This window comes from Streptomyces sp. NPDC012825 (genome assembly GCF_042900925.1).
Lineage (GTDB): Bacteria > Actinomycetota > Actinomycetes > Streptomycetales > Streptomycetaceae > Streptomyces.
This window is the reverse complement of record NZ_JBIBBZ010000005.1, coordinates 38,366-59,262: the sequence shown is the minus strand read 5'-3', so window position 1 is coordinate 59,262 and position 20,897 is coordinate 38,366. Positions and strand designations below refer to the sequence as shown.

General features: G+C 71.9%; 14 protein-coding genes. 10 read left to right on the top strand and 4 right to left on the bottom strand.

The genetic code is table 11. From position 1 onward, the window contains the following. Window positions 1-82: 82 nt before the first annotated feature. Window positions 83-1,993 carry an AAA family ATPase gene (locus tag ACFY7E_RS13810; RefSeq protein WP_389484958.1) on the bottom strand — a complete coding sequence of 637 codons (1,911 nt, stop codon included), beginning with the start codon at window positions 1,991-1,993 and terminating at the stop codon, window positions 83-85. A 319-nt stretch (window positions 1,994-2,312) separates the two neighbouring features. Beyond that, complete coding sequence (locus tag ACFY7E_RS13805) at window positions 2,313-2,942, bottom strand: uridine kinase (RefSeq protein ID WP_389484323.1); 630 nt, start codon at window positions 2,940-2,942, stop codon at window positions 2,313-2,315. Between the two features lie 272 nt (window positions 2,943-3,214). On the opposite strand from ACFY7E_RS13805, the gene ACFY7E_RS13800 reads away from it, so the two are divergent. From ACFY7E_RS13800 to ACFY7E_RS13775, 6 genes are all read left to right on the top strand, one after another. Further along, the gene (locus ACFY7E_RS13800) at window positions 3,215-4,567 is read left to right on the top strand and encodes a peptidase C39 family protein (protein ID WP_389484321.1); all 1,353 of its coding nucleotides are present in this window, start codon (window positions 3,215-3,217) and stop codon (window positions 4,565-4,567) included. A 670-nt stretch (window positions 4,568-5,237) separates the two neighbouring features. Then, window positions 5,238-5,492 (top strand): hypothetical protein, encoded by a 255-nt coding sequence (locus ACFY7E_RS13795; protein ID WP_389484319.1) that lies wholly within the window; start codon window positions 5,238-5,240, stop codon window positions 5,490-5,492. Between the two features lie 756 nt (window positions 5,493-6,248). Then, on the top strand, window positions 6,249-12,377 hold the full coding sequence (locus ACFY7E_RS13790) for a DNRLRE domain-containing protein (RefSeq protein WP_389484316.1): 6,129 nt from the start codon (window positions 6,249-6,251) through the stop codon (window positions 12,375-12,377). A 28-nt stretch (window positions 12,378-12,405) separates the two neighbouring features. Next, window positions 12,406-12,687: a hypothetical protein gene (locus ACFY7E_RS13785; protein WP_389484314.1), complete on the top strand. Its 282-nt coding sequence runs from the start codon at window positions 12,406-12,408 to the stop codon at window positions 12,685-12,687. A gap of 985 nt (window positions 12,688-13,672) precedes the next feature. Further along, window positions 13,673-13,822 (top strand): SCO1431 family membrane protein, encoded by a 150-nt coding sequence (locus ACFY7E_RS13780; RefSeq protein ID WP_389484311.1) that lies wholly within the window; start codon window positions 13,673-13,675, stop codon window positions 13,820-13,822. 120 nt (window positions 13,823-13,942) lie between these two features. Further along, window positions 13,943-15,115, top strand: a complete 1,173-nt coding sequence (locus tag ACFY7E_RS13775; protein WP_389484309.1) for an acyl-CoA dehydrogenase family protein — start codon at window positions 13,943-13,945, stop codon at window positions 15,113-15,115. 652 nt (window positions 15,116-15,767) lie between these two features. Here ACFY7E_RS13775 and ACFY7E_RS13770 read toward each other — a convergent pair. Then, a complete protein-coding gene (locus ACFY7E_RS13770) occupies window positions 15,768-16,136 on the bottom strand; it encodes a hypothetical protein (protein ID WP_389484306.1) in 369 nt (122 codons plus the stop codon). A gap of 226 nt (window positions 16,137-16,362) precedes the next feature. On the opposite strand from ACFY7E_RS13770, the gene ACFY7E_RS13765 reads away from it, so the two are divergent. The 4 genes from ACFY7E_RS13765 to fxsA all read left to right on the top strand — a co-directional run bounded on the left by ACFY7E_RS13765 (window position 16,363) and on the right by fxsA (window position 20,198). Further along, complete coding sequence (locus ACFY7E_RS13765) at window positions 16,363-16,803, top strand: Lrp/AsnC family transcriptional regulator (RefSeq protein ID WP_015032222.1); 441 nt, start codon at window positions 16,363-16,365, stop codon at window positions 16,801-16,803. 64 nt (window positions 16,804-16,867) lie between these two features. Then, the gene (locus ACFY7E_RS13760) at window positions 16,868-18,511 is read left to right on the top strand and encodes an amidohydrolase (RefSeq protein WP_389484304.1); all 1,644 of its coding nucleotides are present in this window, start codon (window positions 16,868-16,870) and stop codon (window positions 18,509-18,511) included. Window positions 18,512-18,643: 132 nt separating this feature from the next. Further along, window positions 18,644-19,420, top strand: coding sequence for a polyprenol monophosphomannose synthase (locus ACFY7E_RS13755; RefSeq protein WP_383439107.1), 777 nt, complete (start codon window positions 18,644-18,646; stop codon window positions 19,418-19,420). Between the two features lie 181 nt (window positions 19,421-19,601). Next, entirely contained in the window at window positions 19,602-20,198 is a 597-nt protein-coding gene (gene fxsA, locus ACFY7E_RS13750; RefSeq protein ID WP_389484302.1) for an FxsA family membrane protein, read from the top strand. 99 nt (window positions 20,199-20,297) lie between these two features. Here fxsA and ACFY7E_RS13745 read toward each other — a convergent pair whose 3' ends face one another. Then, window positions 20,298-20,672 (bottom strand): RNA polymerase-binding protein RbpA, encoded by a 375-nt coding sequence (locus ACFY7E_RS13745; RefSeq protein WP_026278069.1) that lies wholly within the window; start codon window positions 20,670-20,672, stop codon window positions 20,298-20,300. Window positions 20,673-20,897 lie beyond the last annotated feature (225 nt).

Here is a 20,897-nt window from a genome sequence, read left to right as displayed (position 1 = left end):
CGACCCTCCGCCTTGCGATCGCACGCACCGGACACCGCCGGGCCTGCCCTTCGGGCAGACGGCGCTACTTTCGACACGCGCCCTAGTACGGGGGCGGTTCCTGCTGCGGGCCGCGGTCGACGGGACCGCGGCCCGACAGGACCTCCCCGTACGCCTGCATGAGGTCCGCGAGCCGGAGGGTGGCGAGGTCCTCCCGGGTCGGGCTGCCCGGGTAGCCGGAGAGCCGCAGGTCCCGGTAGGCGCAGGACTTCTCGTACAGGGTGCGCAGGAAACGCCCGTTGCCCAGTTCGTCGATCCAGCCCTGCTCGACGACATGGCCGCTGATCGAGCGCAGCTCGTCGCGGGCCTCGTCGTCCCAGCCGTCCCCGTTGGCCGCCGCGAGGACCTCGCCGATGGCGGTGAGTTCGAGCGGCCGGTACGACGGGAAGTCCACCCGGGTGGTGAACCGGGAGGACAGGCCGGGGTTGGTGGAGAGCAGCCGGTCCATCCCCTCGGGGTAGCCGGCCAGGATGACCACCAGGTGGTCGCGGTTGTCCTCGGCCCGCTTCAGGAGCACCTGGAGCGCCTCGTCGCCGTACGCGTCGCCCTTGCTGTAGCCGGTGTTCGAGAGCGCGTAGGCCTCGTCCACGAAGAGCACCCCGCCGACCGCCGAGTCGATCAGCTCGTTGGCCTTGACCGCCGTCTGGCCCAGGAACTCGCCGACCAGATCGGCCCGCTGGGCCTCCACGAGGTGGTCGCCGCCGAGCAGCCCGAGGGCGTAGAAGACCCGGCCCAGGATCCGGGCGACCGTGGTCTTTCCGGTGCCGGAGGGGCCGGAGAAGACGAAGTGCCGCTTCGGCGGCTGAACCGGCAGCCCCCGGTCGGCCCGGAGCCGTGCCATCTCCAGCTGCGCCGAGAGCGCCTTGACCTGGCGCTTCACCGGTTCGAGGCCGACCATGCCCTCCAGTTCGGCGAGCGCCTCCGCGAGCAGGGCCGGATCGGTGGGCCCGGCCGGGAAGCGCGGCGGCTCCGGCTGCCGGGGGACCCGCGCCTTCCGCCGTACGGCCTCCGGCGGCGCGGCCGGCGGCGCCGGGTCGGGCGCGAGCAGCAGTCCGTCGCCGAGCCCGCCGGTGTCCGGCTCGGTGCCCGGCACGGTGTCCACCGCGTCCTGGCCGAGGCCGCCGCCGACCGTGCCCAGGGCGACCGTCGCCAGCCCGGCCGGATCCTCCGTGCCGTCGTACCCCTCGAAGCCGTCGTACGCGGTGATCGCCGCGAGCCGCGCCGCCGTGTCCATGAACGCCGGGTCGATCCGGTGCACGGCCCGGTAGAGCGGCAGGGCGGCGGCGCTGCGCCCGGTGCCCTCGTGGGCGCGGGCCAGCCAGTACCGCAGCTCCTTGCGCTGCGGCTGCTCGCTGCGGCACCGCATCAGGGAGGCCGAGAGGAGCGGCTCGGCCTGGCCGTACATCTCCAGGCGCACCCGGGCCATGCCGCCGAAGAGCCCGGCCTCGATGCCGAGCAGCGGATCGTCGACGAGGGGCTCGGTGAGCCGGACGAGCTGCTCCCAGTCCTTGACGAGATAGGCCCGGCAGGCGTGCAGGAAGCGCACCTGGGGGTCGGTGTCGACCGGGGGGAGCCCCGCGAGGGCCCGGTCCAGCTCGGGCACGTGGCGCCCGTCGAGCCAGTGGGAGGCGTGCGCGAGCAGCAGGTCGCGCGGGCTCTCCAGGACCGGCTGCACCCACCAGCCCAGCCAGTACCAGGAGTTCAGGGTGCGCCGGTAGCGGGTCCGCTGCTCGCCGAAGCGCTCGCGGTGGCGGTACATGCGCAGCAGCGCGGTCGTGGTGTCGACCCGGAGCGCGTGCAGCCCGAGCCAGGCGTCCGCCATGCCGGGATCGATCCGTACCGCCGCCCGGAACTCGTCCTCCGCCTGCGGATAGGCGCCCATCGTGTAGGCGTCGACACCGCGCAGCCAGGCGAGCTCGGCCGGGGGCTGCGAGCCCTGCGTGCCGATGTCCATCGGGTCCCCCACAACCGTCATCGCATGGACGGGATTTGACCGCACCTGCGGGCATCGTACCCGCGCGGGGGTGGGCGCTTGAGGAGAAGCACATGATCCGGAAGCGGTGACCCTGGGTGAGCGCCGGGGGACTCGAAAGGCTCCGGAGGAGGTGCGAAAAGGGACTCCGGGGGCAGAACGAAGCCCCCGATCACGGGGGAACAATCGGGGGCTTCGCGTCCGCGGCGGCTCCGAAAAGCCGCACATTCAGAACGTAAGACCTGTACGGCCGCCGGGTCAAGCGGAGTTGGGGCACTTGCGCAAGCGGAGCCGGAGCCCCTCAGTTCGCGGTCAGAAACCCGTCACGGTGGGTGATGATCTGGTCCGTGCCCGCTGTCACGCGGGGCCCGGGAAGCCACTCGTACCCCTTCCGGCACTCCCGTACCAGGGTGTCGGCGAAGGGCCGGGAGGGGTCCTCGGAGAAATGGCGAGTCTCCGCCACGGTCCAGCCGTCCCAGAACGCCGCCTGCTCCGGCCCGTCCCGGTGCCTGCCCCGCTCCCAGGACTCCTCCGCGCCGCGCTCCATCCACAGCAGCCGCGCCAGGAAGGGCCGCACCGCCCGCCGGCCCGCGCCGACGCCCTCGACGAGGACCACCGGCGCCGGGGGCAGCGCGCGCGCCTCCCCGAAGCGCCGCAGTCGCCAGTCGTACGGACGGTAGGACGCGGCCGCGCCCCGCGCGAGGGGCTCCAGGACCTGCTCCCGCAGCCGGCCGGTCCACGCGAAGAGCTCCTCGTGGGTGGCGAGGTCGTCGAGGTGGAGGACGGGGGCGTCGCCGAGGGCGGCGGAGAGACGGGCCGCGAGGGTGGACTTGCCGGAGCCCGCGTGGCCGTCGACCGCGACCAGCCGGACCGGTCCGCAGGAGGGTGGGAGCCGGAGCAGCGCGCGGGCCGCGCGGTCGAGGTCGTCCATGGGCCCCAGGGTAGGGGAGCGGCGACCGCCGCAGGTCAGGGAGGTACCGCCGTCAGTGGACGAGACCAATATTGGTACGGCGACGCGGGGCGAAGTGCTGGCGGAGGCCCGCCGGGGCCGGGATAGTGGGCCCGCGCGACCTGTCCGTACGCCCGTGGTCCGGGGCGGGGCGGACGAGGTCCGGAGTTCCGCACGCCCGTCCGTCGGCAGATCGGCGCGTCTCGATGCCGGCCGCCCGTCCGCCCGCCGTTCTCGACTGGGGGTCACCGCCCATGACCAGCTCCACCCCGCGCAGAACCGTCCTCGCCGCGGCGCTCGCGGCCGCCGCCGGAACGGCTGCCTCCGCCGTCCCCGCCGTGGCCGCCCCCCGGGGTCGGACCCCCGCGCCCGGCTTCGTCGACAACCGCTTCTGGTCCTCGTACACGGACTGGCGGGGCGGTACCGCGGACGGCACGAAGGCGGTCCCGGGCCACCGTCCGGGCCTGGTCCTCGCCCACCCCGCGGGCCGCACCGACCACACCGACCCGCACACCGGGCGGACCTCGTCCTGGGAGTACGCGAGCTGGACCTCGCCCGTCCACACCTCCACCGTGCCCGCCACCGAGGTGATCGCCTCCTGGAACGCCCGCACGCCCCCCGGCACCTGGATCCAGGTCGAGCTCTCCGGCACGTACTCCGACTCCACGGCCACCCCCCGGTACGTCCTGGGCCGCTGGACCTCCGGCGACGGCGAGGACGACATCCGGCGCACCTCGGTCGACGACCAGACCGACGGCAGGAGCAGCGTCTGGACCGACACCTTCGCGATCGACGACCCGGCGAGCGGGCTGCGGCTGCTCTCGTACCGGCTGCGGCTGACCCTGTACCGGGCGCCGGGCAGCGGGCTCACCCCGACGGTGTGGCGGATCGGCGCCATGGCCTCGGACGTCCCGGACCGCTTCACCGTCCCGGCCTCCGCGCCCGGCCCCGCCCGCGAGCTGGCCGTGCCCCGCTACTCGCAGAACACCCACGTGGGGCAGTACCCCGAGTACGACAACGGCGGCGAGGCCTGGTGCAGCCCGACCTCCTCCCAGATGATCGTCGAGTACTGGGGCCGCCGGCCCTCGGCGGAGGACCTGGCCTGGGTGGACCCGGCCTTCGCCGACCCCCAGGTCTGCCACGCGGCCCGCCTCACCTACGACAACCAGTACGAGGGCTGCGGCAACTGGCCCTTCAACGCGGCCTACGCGGCCACCTACCCCGACATGAACGCCGTGGTCACCCGGCTGAACTCGCTCACCGAGCTGGAGGACCTGGTCCGCTCCGGCATCCCGGTCGTCACGTCGCAGTCCTTCCTCGAGGACGAGCTGACCGGCGCCGGGTACGGCACCTCGGGCCACCTGATGACCGTCGTCGGCTTCACCCCGGCCGGCGACGTCATCGCCAACGACCCGGCCTCACCCGACAACGAGGCCGTCCGCCGGGTCTACCGGCGGCGCGAGTGGGAGAACATCTGGCTGCGTACGAAGCGCTACGACGCGAACGGCAAGGTCAGAAGCGGCACGGGCGGCGTCTGCTACATCTTCTGGCCGACCGGACCGACCCCGTCCCGGCACCGCGCGTTGCGGCCGCTCGGCCTGGTGTGAGCGTGTGCGGCCCCACGGCCGTCTCGACGACCTGACGGCAGCGCTCCCGGCCGTCCTGCGTGAGGTGGCCGTACCTGCCCACCGTGACCTTGATCGAACATGTCACCGGAGCGGGCAGGCGGGCGACGAGTTCGCCTCGCTCCTCAGCCGGCCACCAGTCGGCGGCTTCCAGGCACCCCGACGCCATCGCCCAGACCGCCCGCCCCCACCCGCAGGGAACCGGCCGAGGCCGCCCACGCCTTCGAACGCGCCACCCGTTCCCACACGCGCGCCGAACAGGCCGACGGCCGAGCCCTCCGCTCCGCCGCGCGTGGCACCGTCCAGGCCGGCAACGTCCTCGGTAGAGGCGAGGACAGCTGCGTCACCGCGATGCTCCTGTCCACGATGGTCCTCGTCGCGATCGCCGCCATCCACTGGCACTCCACCCGCGGCCACGCCCGGCAGGCCGCCACCGCACGACAGCCCCGCAGCACCTGTGAGGGTCGGGCCCGCGGCGCCAACCAGCACTTCAACCGGCTGGACACCCACGGCCCCCGCTCTTGGGGTTGGTCAACCAAGAGGACGAGGAGGCGGTGCCGATGCTCAGCGAAGACCTTCGGACCCGGCGAGACGCAGCCGGAGACGGCAGCCAACGACCTCTTGCCGAGACTCCGGAAGGAGACGCGGCTCGGTGACGGCATCATCCCTCTCCGTGCCACCACCCCCCGACGAAATCCGAATCGGCGGCATCCTGGTGATGTGTGCGGCGTGCGGAGCCCGGTGCGACTGGATGGTCGTCCGCGACCGCAGCGAGATCAGTATCCGCTGCCGACGCGCCCACCAGTGGGGCGAACAGGAGCCGACCCGTGCGGACTACGAGGCGATGATCGACGTCGGTGGTCAGGACTGCCCGAGCCCGGAGGCCGCCGCCCGGGACGTGGGGTAGGACGGCACGCTCGCCGGCACCCACCAGTCGGAGCAGAGGTCCGAGTGGAACCCGGCGCCAGCGGCGTTCACGGCCTCTCACCGACGTGGCATCTGTTTCGACCCGAGCCCGATCGTGGGGGCCGATGTGGCCGCAGTCCTTGGTGAGGTGGTTGGCGTTCCGGGGACTGAGCTGTGACGGCTCGTCGTAGACGAGCCCCCGGGCCGCGTCCGCAGGACCGATCGAGGGGGACAGGCTCCGCGGCTCGAGTTGCGTCGTTCGTCGGGTACGCACAAGGCTCGGCGGCGTGGTCGTGGACCGCAGTCATACGCGGGTGGGCGGTAGGACGTATGAGTCCACCAGTCGTCAGCCACGTCTCCGAAGCGGTCGTCGAGGAACCCGGAGACGGCCCGACCGGAGTCGATGACCACGAAGTGGGCGTTGTCCAGCCTTGGTCAGGTCGTCCGGATAGCACCGGTCGTTCATGCCCTCATAACCTCCCATCTCAAGGAGAGACGAAGATCACTCCTTCTGCGGGAACTTAGAAGTCGATCTTGCACGCTCTTGTCTCCGTTACAGGCTCTTTCTCCTCCCGATACGTTCACATCGACATCACGTCAGTGATGAAAATGTCTACATAGAGATCGAGGAACTGTGACGATTCGCATGTCTGCGCCATTGGGGCGGGGACGGCCTTGGCGGCGGAGAGCTTCCGGTTACATAGCGGGAAGCGTTGCCCTGGCTCTGTCCCTCACCCTCCTGGACGGCGCCCATGTGATGGCCGCAACGCCCCGGGCGCTGTCCGCTCCTGAGAGCCAGGCCGTCACGCAGGCCTCGGACGTTCCGTCGGCGCGTGTCGCCGCGCGGTTGTCGGGCAGGCGTGTGGAGGCTCTTTCGGAGCGTACCGAGACCTCCACGACCTGGGCCAACAAGGACGGTTCGCTGACCACCGAGCTGTCCGCCGGTCCGGTTCGTTTCAAGGACGCGGTCACGGGCGCCTGGCGCGATGTGGATGTCGAGCTGGCCAGGCAGGCCGACGGTTCGGTCGCGGCCAGGGCCCACCCGCAGGGGCTGAGCCTGGCCGGGAAGTCCGGGGCGCCGGCGCGCTCGCTTCGTGCGGCGCAGTCCGCTCCGGCAACCGACCTGGTCACTCTCGGACAGGGTGACGAACAGATCACCCTTCAGTGGCGGGGCGGTCTGCCCGCGCCGAAGCTCGACGGGACCCGCGCCACCTATGTGAACGCGGTGCCCGGCGCGGATGTGGTGGTGGAGGCCACCCGCACCGGTTTCGAGCAGTTCGTGGAGATCAAGGAGAAGCCGGTCGAGGGCTACTCCTACACCCTGCCGCTGAAGACCAAGGGTCTGAAGGCCCGGCAGCAGGCCGACGGCAGCGTGCTGTTCACGGACAAGAAGTCCAAAAAGACCGCGGTCATGCCCGCCCCGGTGATGTGGGACGCCACGGTCGACCCGGTATCCGGCGAGCACACGCGCCAGGTCAGGGTCGGCATGAAGGTCGTCAAGACCAAGGGCGGCGTCGATCTCGTCCTCACCCCGGACGCGAAGTTCCTCGCCGATCCGGCGACGAAGTACCCGGTCACGGTCGACCCGTCCACCGCGTCCCTGTCGAATGTCTTCGACACCTACGTCCAGCAGGGCACGACGGTCGACTGGTCCACGGACGTCGAGCTGGACCTGGGCAACCCGGGCACGAAGAACGCCGACGGCACGTATCGCACTGCGCGTTCCTTCATCTCCTGGAACACCGCGCCGATCGCCGACGCGCTGGTGATGGACGCCGAGCTCAGTCTGTGGAACTTCCACTCCGGCAACTACACCGGCACCTCCTGCCCCAACCAGCCGTGGGAGGTGTGGTCCACCGGTGCCGCGACGACCTCGTCGCGGTGGACGGTCCAGCCGTCGTGGATCGCGGCGAAGGCCACGTCCTCGGAGACCCGGGGCAACGCCTCCTGCTCCACCCAGCCGGACGGCTGGATCAACGCCGACGTCACGACGATGGTGCAGGAATGGGCGTCGGCCAAGGCGGCCAAGTCGCACATGGGCCTGCGCGCCTCCGACGAGAACGTCACGGGACAGTGGAAGCGGATCAACTCCGCCAACGCCGCCTCCAACCCGCCCAAGCTGGTCGTCACCTACAACTACCGGCCGCGCACGGGCACGAAGCAGGAGGCCGGTCCTCCGTTCTTCTCCTACAACGGCGCCTACGTGGTCAGCACCACCACCCCGACCCTTCGGGACACCTTCGTCGACCCCAACGGTGACAAGATCCAGGGCGCGTACCAGATCTACGACACCGCCACCAACACCCAGGTCGGCGCCGTCCTGCGGTCCGCGTTCGTCCCGTCCGGGCAACCCGCCCCGGTCGTCGTACCGGCCGGCGTGCTGGCCAACGGCAAGACGTACCAGTTCCGCAGCAGCCCGTACGACGGCACCCACTACAACCTCGGCTGGTCGGAGTGGAAGACCTTGACGGTCGACACCACTTCCCCCATCGCCCCGACCGGCATCACCTCGACGGACTACCCGTCGAACGCCTGGGTCAAGGGCGCGGGCCAGGCCGGCACCTTCACCGTCACCCCCAACGGCACCGACCACAACTGGCTGGAGTGGTCCCTCGACGGCGTGACCTGGACCAAGGTCGCCACCGCCGGCTCCACCGCCGCCAAGGCCATCAGCGTCACCCCGCCGAAGAACGGCACCCACACCCTCCAGGTGCGGCAGGTCGACAAGGCCGACAACAAGTCCGAGCCGATCGAGTACGCCTTCCACGCCGGGCCCGGCGGCTTCGTCCAGCCCGCCGACGGCGAGCGCACCGCACGCCGACTGCCGCTCGTCGCAGAAGCCGACGGCACCAGGTACGACGCGGTGTCCTACTCGTGGCGGCGTTCCGAGGCCGACCCCTGGGTGACGATTCCTGCAGGTCACGTCACCTCCGGCGGCACCCCGCTCCCCGCCTGGCCGGTGCCGATGGTGAACGGCAGGAACGCGCCGCTGGTCTGGAACGCCACCGACACCGTCAACCCCGATGGCACCATCCAGATCAAGGCTGACTTCACCGGTCCGAACTCGGCCACCGGCAGCACGCAGCCGCTGAGTGTGGTCGTGGACCGGAACGCCTCCGGTGCCGCCGCCAGCGACGTGGGTCCCGGCTCGGTGAACCTGCTCACCGGCGACTTCACGTTGCCGGCAACGGACGCCTCGGCATTCGGCACCTCCCTGTCGCGCACGGCTTCCTCGCGTACCCCTGACAAGGGTGCGAACCAGGAGGGGCAAGCCGCGATCTTCGGCAAGGAGTGGGTTGCCGGTACCACTGCCGAGACGGCCAAGTCCGACTACTCCCACGTCCGCAGGATCTCCGACACCGCCGTCGCCGTCATCGGCTCCGACGGCACCGAGACCCACTTCACCGCGAACGCCGCGAAGACCGCGTGGATCGCCGAACCCGGCTCCGAGGATCTGACCCTCACCGGCAGCGTGACGGGATCCTTCACCCTCTCCGACACCGAGGGCCTGGTGACCGTTTTCACCAAGCCTGACGCATCCGCCACCACGTGGCAGGTCTCCAGCACCCTGGTGGAGGGAGTGTCCAACTCCACTGTCACGGTGATCTCCGAGACGGTGACGGTCGATGGCAAGAAGCTGGCCCGCCCCAAGCAGGTCATCGCCCCGACCTCGGCCGTCAGCACCGCCACCTGCGCGACCGCCCCGGCGACCAAGGGCTGCCGCGTCATGGAGTTCGTCTACGCGACCTCCACCACGGCGACCGCCGGCTCGTTCGGTGACGTGAACGGTCAGGCGAAGGAGATCCGTCTGTGGGCCACCGTTCCCGGTGCGGCCACGGCGACCGCGAAGTCCGTGCAGACGTACCTGTACGACAGCTCCGGCCGCCTGCGCCAGGCATGGAACCCGCAGATCAGCCCGGCGGTGAAGACCGAGTACGGCTACGACACCGCAGGCCGCGTCACCTCGCTCACGCCGCCGGGTGAACTTCCCTGGACCTTCACCTACGGCAAAGCCGGAAACGCTGCCGCCGCCGGTGACGGCATGCTCCTCAAGGCGTCGCGGTCCGGTCTGCAGCAGGGCACGGCCGGGACGGAGTCCGGAACGGCCACCACCAGCGTTGTCTACGACGTGCCACTGACCGGCAGCACCGCCCCGTACGCGATGGGCGCCGCCGATGTGAAGGCATGGGGCCAGCTGGACGCGCCGACGGACGCGGCCGCCGTGTTCCCCGCCGACACCCTCCCGGCGTCGGCTTCCGGCAGCGCGCTGACTGCTGCCGACTACAAGCGGGCCGAGGTGTACTACCTCGGTGCGTCCGGCCGTCAGGTCAACACGGCTTCTCCCGGTGGTCACATCACCACGACGGAGTTCGACCGCTTCGGCAACACCGTACGTGAACTCTCCGCCGCCAATCGGGCCGTCGCCCTCGGCACCGGCGCCGCCGACCAGGCCGCGCGGAACGACCTGGGCATCGCCTCGCTGCCTACGGCCGAGCGGGCCAACCTTCTGTCCACCACCTCGGTCTACAACGACAGTGGCACGCGTGAGACGGAGAAGTTCGGACCGCTCCGCCGGGTCGACCTGACCGCAGACCTCAAGTCGGGTACGACCACCCTCGTCGCCGCGGGCACGTCGGTGACCGCACGCACCTGGCTCGTCAACGAGTACGACGCGGGCCGGCCCACTGACGGCACGGCCAGCGTCAAGGACCAGATCACCAAGAGCACCGCCGGTGCACAGGTCCGTGAACACCCCGAGATCCAGGCGGACACCCGTACGTCCCAGATCTCCTACGACTGGGCCAAGGGCCTGCCCACCAAGACCGTCCACGACCCCAGCGGTCTGGCCGTCACCACCACGACCGAGTACGACGCCCAGGGCCGCATCACCAAGCAGCTCCCGCCCGGCGCCACGGGCACGGACGCCGGGACCCGGGTGACCACCTACTGGTCCGCGACCGGCACCGGCACCTGCCAGGGCCGGCCGGAATGGGCCGACCTGGTCTGCTCCACGGGGCCGGCCGGCGCCATCACCGGCGGCGGCGCCAACCCGGCGCAGCTGCCCACCACGACCACCGAGTACGACTGGTGGGGCAAGCCGTCCAAGGTGACGGAGACGGCGAACGGAACCACCCGCACGACCACCACGACGTACGACAGCGCCGGGCGGCAGACGAAGGTGGTCATCGCCGGGGGCGTCGGCCAGGCGGTGCCGGAAGCCACCACCGAGTACGACCCGGTCACCGGCCAGGCCGTCAAGACGACATCGCCCACCGGCGGCACCATCACCAAGGCGTACGACAAGCTCGGCCGCCTGATGTCGTACACGGATGCCGACGGCGGTGTCACCACGACCGAGTACGATCTGCTCGACCGTCCGGTCAAGACCACGGACAACACGCCCTCCACGGTCACCTACACCTACGACCACACGGTCGAGCCACGCGGCATGGCGACCACGACCACCGACTCCGTCGCGGGTGCCTTCCAGGCCACCTACGGGGCGGACGGTTCCGTCAACACGCAGAAACTGCCCGGCGGCTACACCCTCCGGCAGACGGAAGACACGATCGGCGGGCTTGTCGCACGCACGTACACGCGCGACAGCGACGGGGTCAGTGTCCTGACCGACACGGTCACCCGGTCCGTGTTCGGGCAGGTGGTGACCCACGCAGGCTGGTCCGATCAGTCCTACGCGTACGACAAGGTCGGGCGGCTCGTCACCACCGAGGACACTGCTGACACCATCTGCACCAAGCGGACGTACGCGTTCGACGTCCGCAGCAACCGCAAGTCCCTGACCTCTGCTCCGGGCATTCCCGGTCTTGACTGCCCCACGGCAGGAGGCACCACCACCAGCCACACCTACGACAGCGCCGACCGCATCGTCGACACGGGCTACACCTACGACGCGTTCGGCCGCACCACGGCTGCCCCCGGCAACGGCACGATCGGCTACTACGCCAACGATCTCGCCTACCAGCAGACCGTCAACGGCACGCGCCAGACCTGGCAGCTCGACGCCGGCCTGCGCTTCCGGTCCTGGAAGACCGAATCCGGCAGCGGCTCCACCTGGACGCAGACCGGCTCCAAGGTCAACCACTACGACAGCGACGGCGACAGCCCCCGTTGGATCACCGAGGACACCGCCACCGGCACACTGACCCGCATGGTCACCGGGCCGGACGGCCGACTGGCCGCCACCACGGCCAAGACCGGCGGCACGGTTCTGCAGCTCACCAACATTCACGGTGACGTCAGCCTGCTCCTGCCGCTGGACGTCGGCGTCGCACCCGCGGTGCTCGACGCCGACGAGTACGGCAACCCCCGGGCCGGTCAGGACGAGGCTCGCTACGACTGGCTCGGTGCCCACCAGCGGTCCGGTGAGACCGTGACCGGGCTCACTCTCATGGGTGCCCGGCTGTACAACTCGGTCACGGGACGCTTCCTGTCGATCGATCCCGTCAACGGTGGTAGCTGCAACAGCTACGACTACGTGTGCGGCGACCCCGTCAACATGCTCGACCTCGACGGACGCATGGCCGTGGCCGCTCTCGTCGCCGCCGCTGGACTCGGAGTGAGCCTCAGTACGGTGCTCACCGTCATCGGCGCCGCCGCCATCGTGGCGATCATCGGCCTCATCTGGTGGTACGGCAAGGACTGGGCCATCCGCAAGGTCAAGTACCTGTGGAAGGAAGCCAGGAAGTCCGGCAAGGAAAAGGGGAATGATGTCCCCAGCTTCGCGAGAGGGCAGCGTAAGCATTCAGGGGAATCCCTGGACCGGGCCACGGACCGGGTCATGAAGAGCGGTGGTTATCGGCCGCCGTACAAGAAGGGTCCCGGATCCATCTACAACAAGGTCCGCAAGTACCTGTCACGAAACTAAGTGCATCAGAGAAGGTCTGACGATCAACATGGCCGATCCATCCACGGTTTACCTGCTCTGGCACGTACACCATCGAGCGGCGGAAGAGGGGGAGGTCCGGCACTTCACGGCTCCCGACGACTTCTGGGCCGACGAAGAGGCCGGAGACGACGTGAAGCTCCTCGGCACCTACTCGAGCAGAGAGGTCGCGCGGGATCGTATCGAACGAGCCCGGCGGCTCCCCGGGTTCAGTGATGAGCCCGACTGCTTCTACGTCGAGGAGTTCGAAATCGACAAGGACGAGTGGACTGAGGGGTACGTGACAGACTGATCCACTCGTTGTACAGCGGCCCACCAGGGATGCCTGGTGGGCCGCGCCCTTTCCGCTTGTTTTCGGCGGCCTGATCGGTGGGGCCCATCGATCGGAGGACCGGCGCCGGACGTCGCGATGCCGGAGGTCTGTCGGGGATCGGAGAGTGCGGAGCGAGCACCGATCCGGCACGACGCACCCGAACGGACCGGAACGGACGCCGGAGAAAGTCAGCACCAGGTCAGCACCAGCGCGACCGCGCTCGATTCGCCTCACGCGGTCCGAGCCTGTGAGCTGTGTGTCTGTGCGGGACAGTGTGGCGTGGTGTGCGACACCCTCCCCTGTGGAGGACATCTAGCTCCGCACCAAGCGCTATGACGCCAACGGCAGGATCGGAAGCGGCACGGGCGACGTCTGCCATGTCTTCTGGCCGGCCGAGCCGACCCCGGCCCGGCACCGCGCGTTGCGGCCGCTCGGCCTGGTGTGACCGGCGGCGGCCGCACGGGCGTCATAGGCCCGGCGGTCCGGATCCGGACGGTCGCACGGGGCTCGTCGCCGAGGCCGCCGTCCGAGGGTGCCGTGTACGACACACCAGGTCGGCACCGTTTCGGCCGTCCTCCGGATTCGTGGCCGGCGGCGTGCGACAGGGCCTCGGCGACTGTACGGACGCGGTCCCGGTGAGGCCCGTGTGCTGTTCGGCGGTCGGCGGGTTCGAGCCCGACGAGGGGGAGTGGGGGAGCGGCGGCCGGTGTGAGCGCCGGAAGGGGGCGCACGGACAGGTGACGAGGAACGACGGTGCGGGGCCGGACGGCTGTTCCGGACGTGCGGGCGGCGGCGTGGCGTCCGGCACAGGAGGGGGTGCCAGCCCCGTCTCCCCGACCGCCTTCCGGCCGTCCGGCGCAAGGGCTTCGGGGCCCTCGGGTCCCTCCGGCGCGGCGGCGCGGTCCCGGGGGACGTGACGGACATCTCTACCCCCGGGCCGCCCCCGTGGCGCATGGTGGTCGCCATGACCTCCACCACCCACGCCCTCGCCCTCTTCCGCGCCCGCACGGGCGGTCCCCGGGACGACGACGGCCCCAAGCTCCTGGAGCACGTCCTCGGCTGGACCCTGGTCGTGCTGCTCGCCGTGCTCGTCACCCGGGCGGGCCTCATGTGACGGCGTCGGTGTGATCCCCCGGCGACCGGGTGAACCGGGGCCGCCGGGCGGGCATACTCCCCGCGACCCCGGCATCCCGCGTGCGACCCGCCCGCACCCGGCAGGGAGGAGCGTCCGGCCGTGCCCGACACCCCCGCGGACGGCGTGGAGCGCCGACTGCCCACCGACGAGGCCCGTGAGCTGCTCGCCCTGGTGCGTGACATCGCCCGGCGGGAGATCGCCCCGGCCGCCGCGGCCGAGGAGGCCGCCGGACGCTTCCCCCGCGAGCTGTTCGCGCTGCTCTCCCGCTCCGGACTCCTCGGACTGCCCTACGACCCCGCGTACGGCGGGGGAGGTCAGCCGTACGAGGTGTACCTCCAGGTCCTGGAGGAACTCGCCGCGGCCCGGCTCACCGTCGGCCTCGGCGTCAGCGTCCACACCCTCTCCTGCCACGCGCTCGCCGGCTACGGCACCGAGGAGCAGCGGGCCGCGCACCTGCCCGCGATGCTGGGCGGCGGCCTCCTCGGGGCCTACTGCCTCTCCGAGCCCTCCGCCGGGTCGGACGCGGCGGCACTGCGGACCCGGGCCGTCCGCGACGGCGACGGATGGACGATCGACGGCACCAAGGCGTGGATCACGCACGGCGGGATCGCCGACTTCTGCACGGTCATGGCCCGCACCGGCGGCCCGGGCGCGCGCGGCGTCACGGCCTTCCTGGTCCCGGGCGACGCGCCCGGCCTGAGCGCGGACCCGCCCGAGCGGAAGATGGGCATGGGCGGATCGCCCACCGCGCAACTGCGCTTCGACGGCGTACGGGTCCCCGACGCCCGGCGGCTCGGCGGGGAGGGACAGGGCTTCACGATCGCGCTCGACGCCCTGGACTCGGGGCGGCTCGGCATCGCCGCCTGCGCCGTGGGGCTCGCGCAGGCCGCTCTGGACGTGGCCGTCGGACACGCGCGGGAGCGCCGTCAGTTCGGCCGCCCGGTCGCCGACTTCCAGGGACTCCGCTTCCTCCTCGCCGACATGGCGACCCAGGTGGAGGCGGGCCGGGCGCTGTACCTGGAGGCGGCGCGACTGAGGGACGAGGGGCGGCCCTTCGGCCGGTGCGCGGCGATGGCCAAGCTCTTCTGCGCGGACGCCGCCATGCGGGTCACGACGGACGCGGTGCAGGTGCTCGGCGGGTACGGCTACACGGCGGACTTCCCGGTGGAGCGCTTCCTGCGCGAGGCCAAGATGCTCCAGATCGTCGAGGGGACCAATCAGATCCAGCGCGTGGTCATCGCCCGCCACCTGCTCGGACCAGAGTCCCGCTGACACGGACGGTCCGGTCCGCCCAGACGGGCCCCGCCGCGAGCCGGGCCCACTCCTGGTCGCGGTGACCGGGCAGGGTACGGCCCTGGCTCGCCCAGAGGGAGAGCACGTCCTGGTAGATGGGCGGGTGCGCGGGGACGGGAGCGGGAGCAGGAGCGGGAGCCGGGGCCGGGATCGAAGCCGGGCCGGGGATCGAAGCCGGAGCCAGGGCTGAGGCATGTGGCGGGGCCTGGGCAGAAGACGGACGCTGCTCCTGGGGCCGTACCCGGGCCCGGGGCTGGGTCTGCGACTCGACGGCCCGCGTCCCGGTCCGGGGCTGCGCCTGTGCCTGCGTCTGCGCCGGGACGGGGAGGGGCGGAGGCAGGGGCGCGGACACCGGCGCGGATACGGGAGCGGACGCCGACGTCGCAGCCGGGTGAGGAACCGATTCTTCAATGCGCGGCTCGGCCTGCCGGTGCCGACCGTAACCGCTGGAAGTCGTATGCAGCGTGGTCATGCCCGGACCAACGCGTCCCGGCGGCCAAGGGTCACCGCCGGGCGGATTCGAGCGGCAGTTCGCCCGGTACCCGGGCGGAGCCGGCGTACCGCCGGACCGTCGGGTTCCCCGTACCGCACCACGGGCGCGGCACGGGGAGACGGCCGGCGGCGGGCGGTCTCAGGCCGCGCGGCGCATCTGCGGCACCCGGATCGGGCGCGAGCCCGGGCCGCCGACGTGCGAGAAGGGCTGCGTGCGCCAGTCGAGGCCCCGGGGGAGCGTCAGGAGCAGCGCGGTGTCCTGCTCCAGGACCTCCAGGGAGTCGTCGGCCGGACGCGCCCCGGAGGCCGCGACGCCCGTGCCCGGGCACACCGTGAGGACGAAGGGGTTCCACGGCGTGGGGCAGAGCGCGTGCTCCGGCAGCACGTCCTCGTCCGCGAGCAGCGCGATGGGCTGCACGCACTCCGGGCAGACGACCCGGAACATCTCAAAGGTGTCGTACGCGTCGAGTTCGTCGGACGTGTCGACCGAATCAACAGGCTCCTGCATGGAGAATCTCCCCCTCGGCTGGGTCGGCCGGATCTGTGCGGCCTTCGACCACAGCAACCACTTCCCATACGGAACTCCGCATAACCGTGAGGCGGCGTTCCGAGCCCGGTGCAAACATGTGGCGTTCGTCACATGCTCGTCGCAGGTGCCCCGTGACGGCGCATAGCACCCCATAGAGGCCGCCCCGGGTTGTCCCCCGGCCTCCCCGGAGCACTAGGGTCACCGCATGGAGGAGCTGGATCGTCAGATCGTGGAGTTGCTCGTCAAGGACGGGCGCATGAGCTACACCGACCTGGGCAAGGCCACCGGCCTGTCCACGTCGGCCGTGCATCAGCGCGTCCGCCGCCTGGAGCAGCGCGGTGTCATCCGCGGCTACGCCGCCGTCGTCGACCCGGAGGCCGTGGGCCTGCCGCTGACCGCCTTCATCTCGGTCAAACCCTTCGACCCCAGCGCCCCCGACGACACCCCCGACCGGCTCGCCGACATCCCCGAGATCGAGGCCTGCCACAGCGTCGCGGGCGACGAGAACTACATCCTCAAGGTCCGGGTCGCCACCCCGCTGGAGCTGGAGCACCTGCTCAGCCGCATCCGCTCCCAGGCCGGCGTGTCCAGCCGTACGACCGTCGTCCTGTCCACCCCGTACGAGGCCCGGCCTCCGCGCGTCTGACCTGCCGGGCGACCGGCGGGACCTGCCGGACGGACCAGGTCCCCCCAGGTCCTAGCCTGGGGGCATGAGCGAGTCCATGCCCGCCGGGTCCCCCGGCGAACACCGCACCGTGCTGCTGCGCGGTGGAGAAGTCCACAGCCCCGCCGACCCCTTCGCCACCGCCATGGTGGTGGAGCGCGGGCACGTCGCCTGGGTGGGGTCGGAGGGCGCGGCCGACGCCTTCGCGTCCGGCGTGGACGAGGTGGTCGACCTGGAGGGCGCGCTCGTCACCCCCGCGTTCGTCGACGCGCACGTGCACACCACCGCCACCGGCTTCGCCCTCACCGGGCTCGACCTCTCCTCCGCCGCCTCGCTCGCCGAGGCGGCGGAGCGGATCCGGGCCCACGCCGCCGCCCGCCCCGAGGACCGCGTCCTCGTCGGCCACGGCTGGGACGCCTCCCGCTGGCCCGAGCGCCGCCCGCTCACCCGCGACGAGCTCGACGGGCTCACCGGCGGCCGTCCGCTCTACCTGACGCGGATCGACGTCCACTCGGCCGTCGTCACCACCGCCATGCTCGACCTCGTGCCCGGCGTCCGGGACCTGGACGGCTTCCACGACGGCCTGCGGCCGCTCACCGGCGACGCCCACCACGCCGTGCGCGCCGCCGCCTTCGGCGCCGTGTCGGCGCGCCAGCGCACCGAGGCCCAGCGCGCCGCCCGCGCCCGGGCCGCCTCCCTCGGCATCGGCACCCTGCACGAGTGCGGCGGCCCCCGGATCTCCTCCGAGGAGGACTTCACCGGACTGCTCGACCTCGCGCGCGAGGAGGCCGGACCCCGCGTCGTCGGTTACTGGGCCGACCTCGACGTGGAGCGGGCGCGAGCCCTCGGCGCGCTCGGCGCCGCCGGCGACCTGTTCGCCGACGGCTCCCTCGGCTCCCACACGGCCTGCCTGCACGAGCCGTACGCCGACCACGCCGACACCGGCCACACCGGCGCCGCCCATCTGGACGCGACCGCCGTCGCCCTCCACGTCGTCGCCTGCACCGAGGCGGGCCTCCAGGCCGGCTTCCACGCCATCGGGGACGCCGCCGTCACCGCGGTCGTCGAGGGCTTCCGGGACGCCGCCGAGAAGCTCGGCCCCACCCGGATCCGGGCCGCCCGGCACCGCGTCGAGCACGTCGAGATGCTCACCCCCGAGACGATCGCCGCCTTCGCCGAACTGGGCCTCACCGCCTCCGTCCAGCCCGCCTTCGACGCGCTCTGGGGCGGCGAGGAGGGCATGTACGCCGATCGGCTCGGCACCGAACGGGCCCGCACCCTCAACCCGTACGCCGCGCTGCTGCGCGCCGGAGTGCCGCTGGCCTTCGGCTCCGACAGTCCCGTCACCCCGCTCGACCCCTGGGGCACCGTCCGGGCCGCCGCCTTCCACCGCACCCCCGAGCACCGGATCTCCGCCCGCGCCGCCTTCACCGCCCACACCCGGGGCGGCTGGCGGGCCGTCGGCCGTGACGACGCCGGGACGCTGGTCCCCGGGGCTCCCGCCGACTACGCGGTCTGGCGCACCGAGGAGCTCGTCGTCCAGGCGCCCGACGACCGGGTCGCCCGCTGGTCCACCGACCCGCGCTCCGGCACGCCGGGCCTGCCCGACCTGTCGCCCGGCGCCGACCTTCCCGTCTGCCTGCGCACGGTGGTGCAGGGACGGACGGTGTTCGCGCGGCCGGACGCGTGACGCGGAGGCGCTCCCCCTCTTTCGGCCACCGACCCGCACCGCACGTCACCCGCCCCACCCGACCCGCCGCGCCGGAGCACCGCGGAGACCTCGCTATGGTGGGGGCCTGTGTATGCATCCGAAGGGGCAGTAGTGAACGACGGTGGCCAGAGGCGTTACGGCCCGCTCGGCAAGGCCTTGGTGATCATTCCGACCTACAACGAGGCGGACAACATCAAGCCGATCGTCGCGCGGGTGCGGGAAGCGGTACCCGACGCGCACGTTCTCGTCGCCGACGACAACAGCCCCGACGGCACGGGCAAGCTCGCGGACGAGGTCGCCGCCGAGGACGACCACGTGCACGTCCTGCACCGCAAGGGCAAGGAGGGGCTCGGCGCCGCCTACCTCGCCGGCTTCCGGTGGGGCATCGAGCACGGCTACGGCGTCCTCGTCGAGATGGACGCCGACGGCTCCCACCAGCCCGAGGAACTGCCCCGGCTGCTCACCGCCCTCAAGGGCGCGGACCTGGTGCTCGGCTCCCGATGGGTGCCGGGCGGCCGGATCGTGAACTGGCCGAAGTCCCGCGAGTTCATCTCCCGGGGCGGCAGCCTCTACTCGCGCGTGATGCTCGACGTGCCGATCCGCGACGTCACCGGCGGCTACCGGGCCTTCCGCAAGGAGACCCTGGAGGGCCTGGGCCTGGACGACGTGGCCTCGGCCGGCTACTGCTTCCAGGTCGACCTGGCCCGCCGCGCGGTCGCCGCGGGCTACCACGTCGTCGAGGTCCCGATCACCTTCGTGGAGCGGGAGGTCGGCGACTCGAAGATGAGCCGCGACATCCTCGTCGAGGCGCTGTGGCGGGTCACCGGCTGGGGCCTGACGGCGCGCGCGGAGAAGGTCGGCAAGCGGCTCGGCCGCAAGCCCTCCTGACCCCTTCGCCGATCCACGGGCGCCGGATCCCGGTCCACGAGGGGCCGGCCCCCCCCGGCCCATACGGAACGGCCCCGGCCCGCGAAGGCCGGCCCCCGGTGCGCGAGGGCCGGGCCCCGGTCCGCACGCGCTGATCCTTCCTTTACGCCGTTCCGGCGGGGCTCCGGGCACACTGGGGACCATGACGACCGGCGTATCGCCCTCTCCCGCCCCCAAGAAGCGCTCCCGCGCGCGTACGTTCCTTCCGCTCGGCCTCGCCGTCTGGCTGGCCCTGGAGATCTGGCTGCTCACGGTGGTGGCGGACGCGGCGGGCGGGCTCACCGTCCTCGCCCTGCTCGTCGGCGGCGCCGTGCTCGGCACCGTCGTCGTCAAGCGGGCGGGCCGGCGTGCCTTCCGGAACCTCACCTCGACCTTCCAGCAGGCCCAGGAGGCCGCGCGGGCCGGCGGAGTGCCCGTCGCGCCGGAGCGGACCGGCGCGGAGGACCGCAACGGCTTCCTGATGCTCGGCGGCCTGCTCCTCGTGCTCCCCGGCCTCGTCTCCGACGCGGCCGGCCTGCTCCTGCTGATCCCCCCGGTCCGCTCCCTCCTCGGACGGTCCGCGGAGAAGGCCGTCGAGCGCCGGATGCGCGCCGCGTCCCCCGGCGGCCTCCAGGACGCCTTCCAGCAGGCCCGCATCCACCGTCCGGACGGGAAGGTGGTCCAGGGCGAGGTCGTCCGCGAGGACGCCCCCCGGGGCCCGTACCGGGCCGAGGACTCCCGCCCGCCCCTGACGCCCTGACCCCGGCGCCCCCTCGGGGGAGCGCGCACGGAAACGCCGCGGGGCCCGGTACACGTCTTCGTGTACCGGGCCCCGCGGCGTCGATCGTCCGGCGGTCCGCTAGGCGGACTTGCGGCTGTCGCGCGGATGCACGGCGATGTTCATGGCGCCGGAGCGCAGGACGGCCAGCCTTTCGGCGAGGACCTCCTCCAGCTCCTCGCGGGTGCGCCGCTCCATGAGCATGTCCCAGTGCGTACGCGCAGGCTTGCCCTTCTTCTCCTCGGGGCCGTCCCCGTCCACCAGGAGTGCCTGGCTTCCGCAGACCTTGCACTCCCACTCCGGCGGAATCTCCGCCTCCACCGAGAAGGGCATCTCAAAGCGATGTCCCTTCTCGCATGCGTACTCCACCGCCTGGCGCGGGGCCAGATCGATGCCGCGGTCGGTCTCGTAGCTCGTCACCACGAGGCGCGTGCCGCGAAGAGCTCGCTCACTCATGAATCGTGCCTCCCGGGCTTGTCGCCCACAGGACAGATGTCGCTGTCGTCGTTATCCGGTCAACGTCCGGTCGGCGGTAAAGATTCCCGTGCCGGGTCATGCGTCGCCCGTCGTGCCGCCCCTTGTTGTACCCACCAGTGCCCGTTTTGTCACATCTGACGGCAGGTGCGACATGGTGTCTTCACCAAAGCAGCACGCAGTAACGGTCCGCCTGGCAGGCCAAAC

Excerpts from the sequence above, each read along its gene's own strand:
- ACFY7E_RS13760 (WP_389484304.1), top strand. The coding sequence starts at position 16,868 with ATGAGCGAGTCCATGCCCGCCGGGTCCCCCGGCGAACACCGCACCGTG.
- ACFY7E_RS13790 (WP_389484316.1), top strand. The coding sequence starts at position 6,249 with ATGGCCGCAACGCCCCGGGCGCTGTCCGCTCCTGAGAGCCAGGCCGTC.
- ACFY7E_RS13810 (WP_389484958.1), bottom strand. The coding sequence starts at position 1,993 with ATGGACATCGGCACGCAGGGCTCGCAGCCCCCGGCCGAGCTCGCCTGG.
- ACFY7E_RS13745 (WP_026278069.1), bottom strand. The coding sequence starts at position 20,672 with ATGAGTGAGCGAGCTCTTCGCGGCACGCGCCTCGTGGTGACGAGCTAC.
- ACFY7E_RS13785 (WP_389484314.1), top strand. The coding sequence starts at position 12,406 with ATGGCCGATCCATCCACGGTTTACCTGCTCTGGCACGTACACCATCGA.
- fxsA (WP_389484302.1), top strand. The coding sequence starts at position 19,602 with ATGACGACCGGCGTATCGCCCTCTCCCGCCCCCAAGAAGCGCTCCCGC.
- ACFY7E_RS13800 (WP_389484321.1), top strand. The coding sequence starts at position 3,215 with ATGACCAGCTCCACCCCGCGCAGAACCGTCCTCGCCGCGGCGCTCGCG.
- ACFY7E_RS13765 (WP_015032222.1), top strand. The coding sequence starts at position 16,363 with ATGGAGGAGCTGGATCGTCAGATCGTGGAGTTGCTCGTCAAGGACGGG.
- ACFY7E_RS13805 (WP_389484323.1), bottom strand. The coding sequence starts at position 2,942 with ATGGACGACCTCGACCGCGCGGCCCGCGCGCTGCTCCGGCTCCCACCC.
- ACFY7E_RS13770 (WP_389484306.1), bottom strand. The coding sequence starts at position 16,136 with ATGCAGGAGCCTGTTGATTCGGTCGACACGTCCGACGAACTCGACGCG.
- ACFY7E_RS13780 (WP_389484311.1), top strand. The coding sequence starts at position 13,673 with ATGACCTCCACCACCCACGCCCTCGCCCTCTTCCGCGCCCGCACGGGC.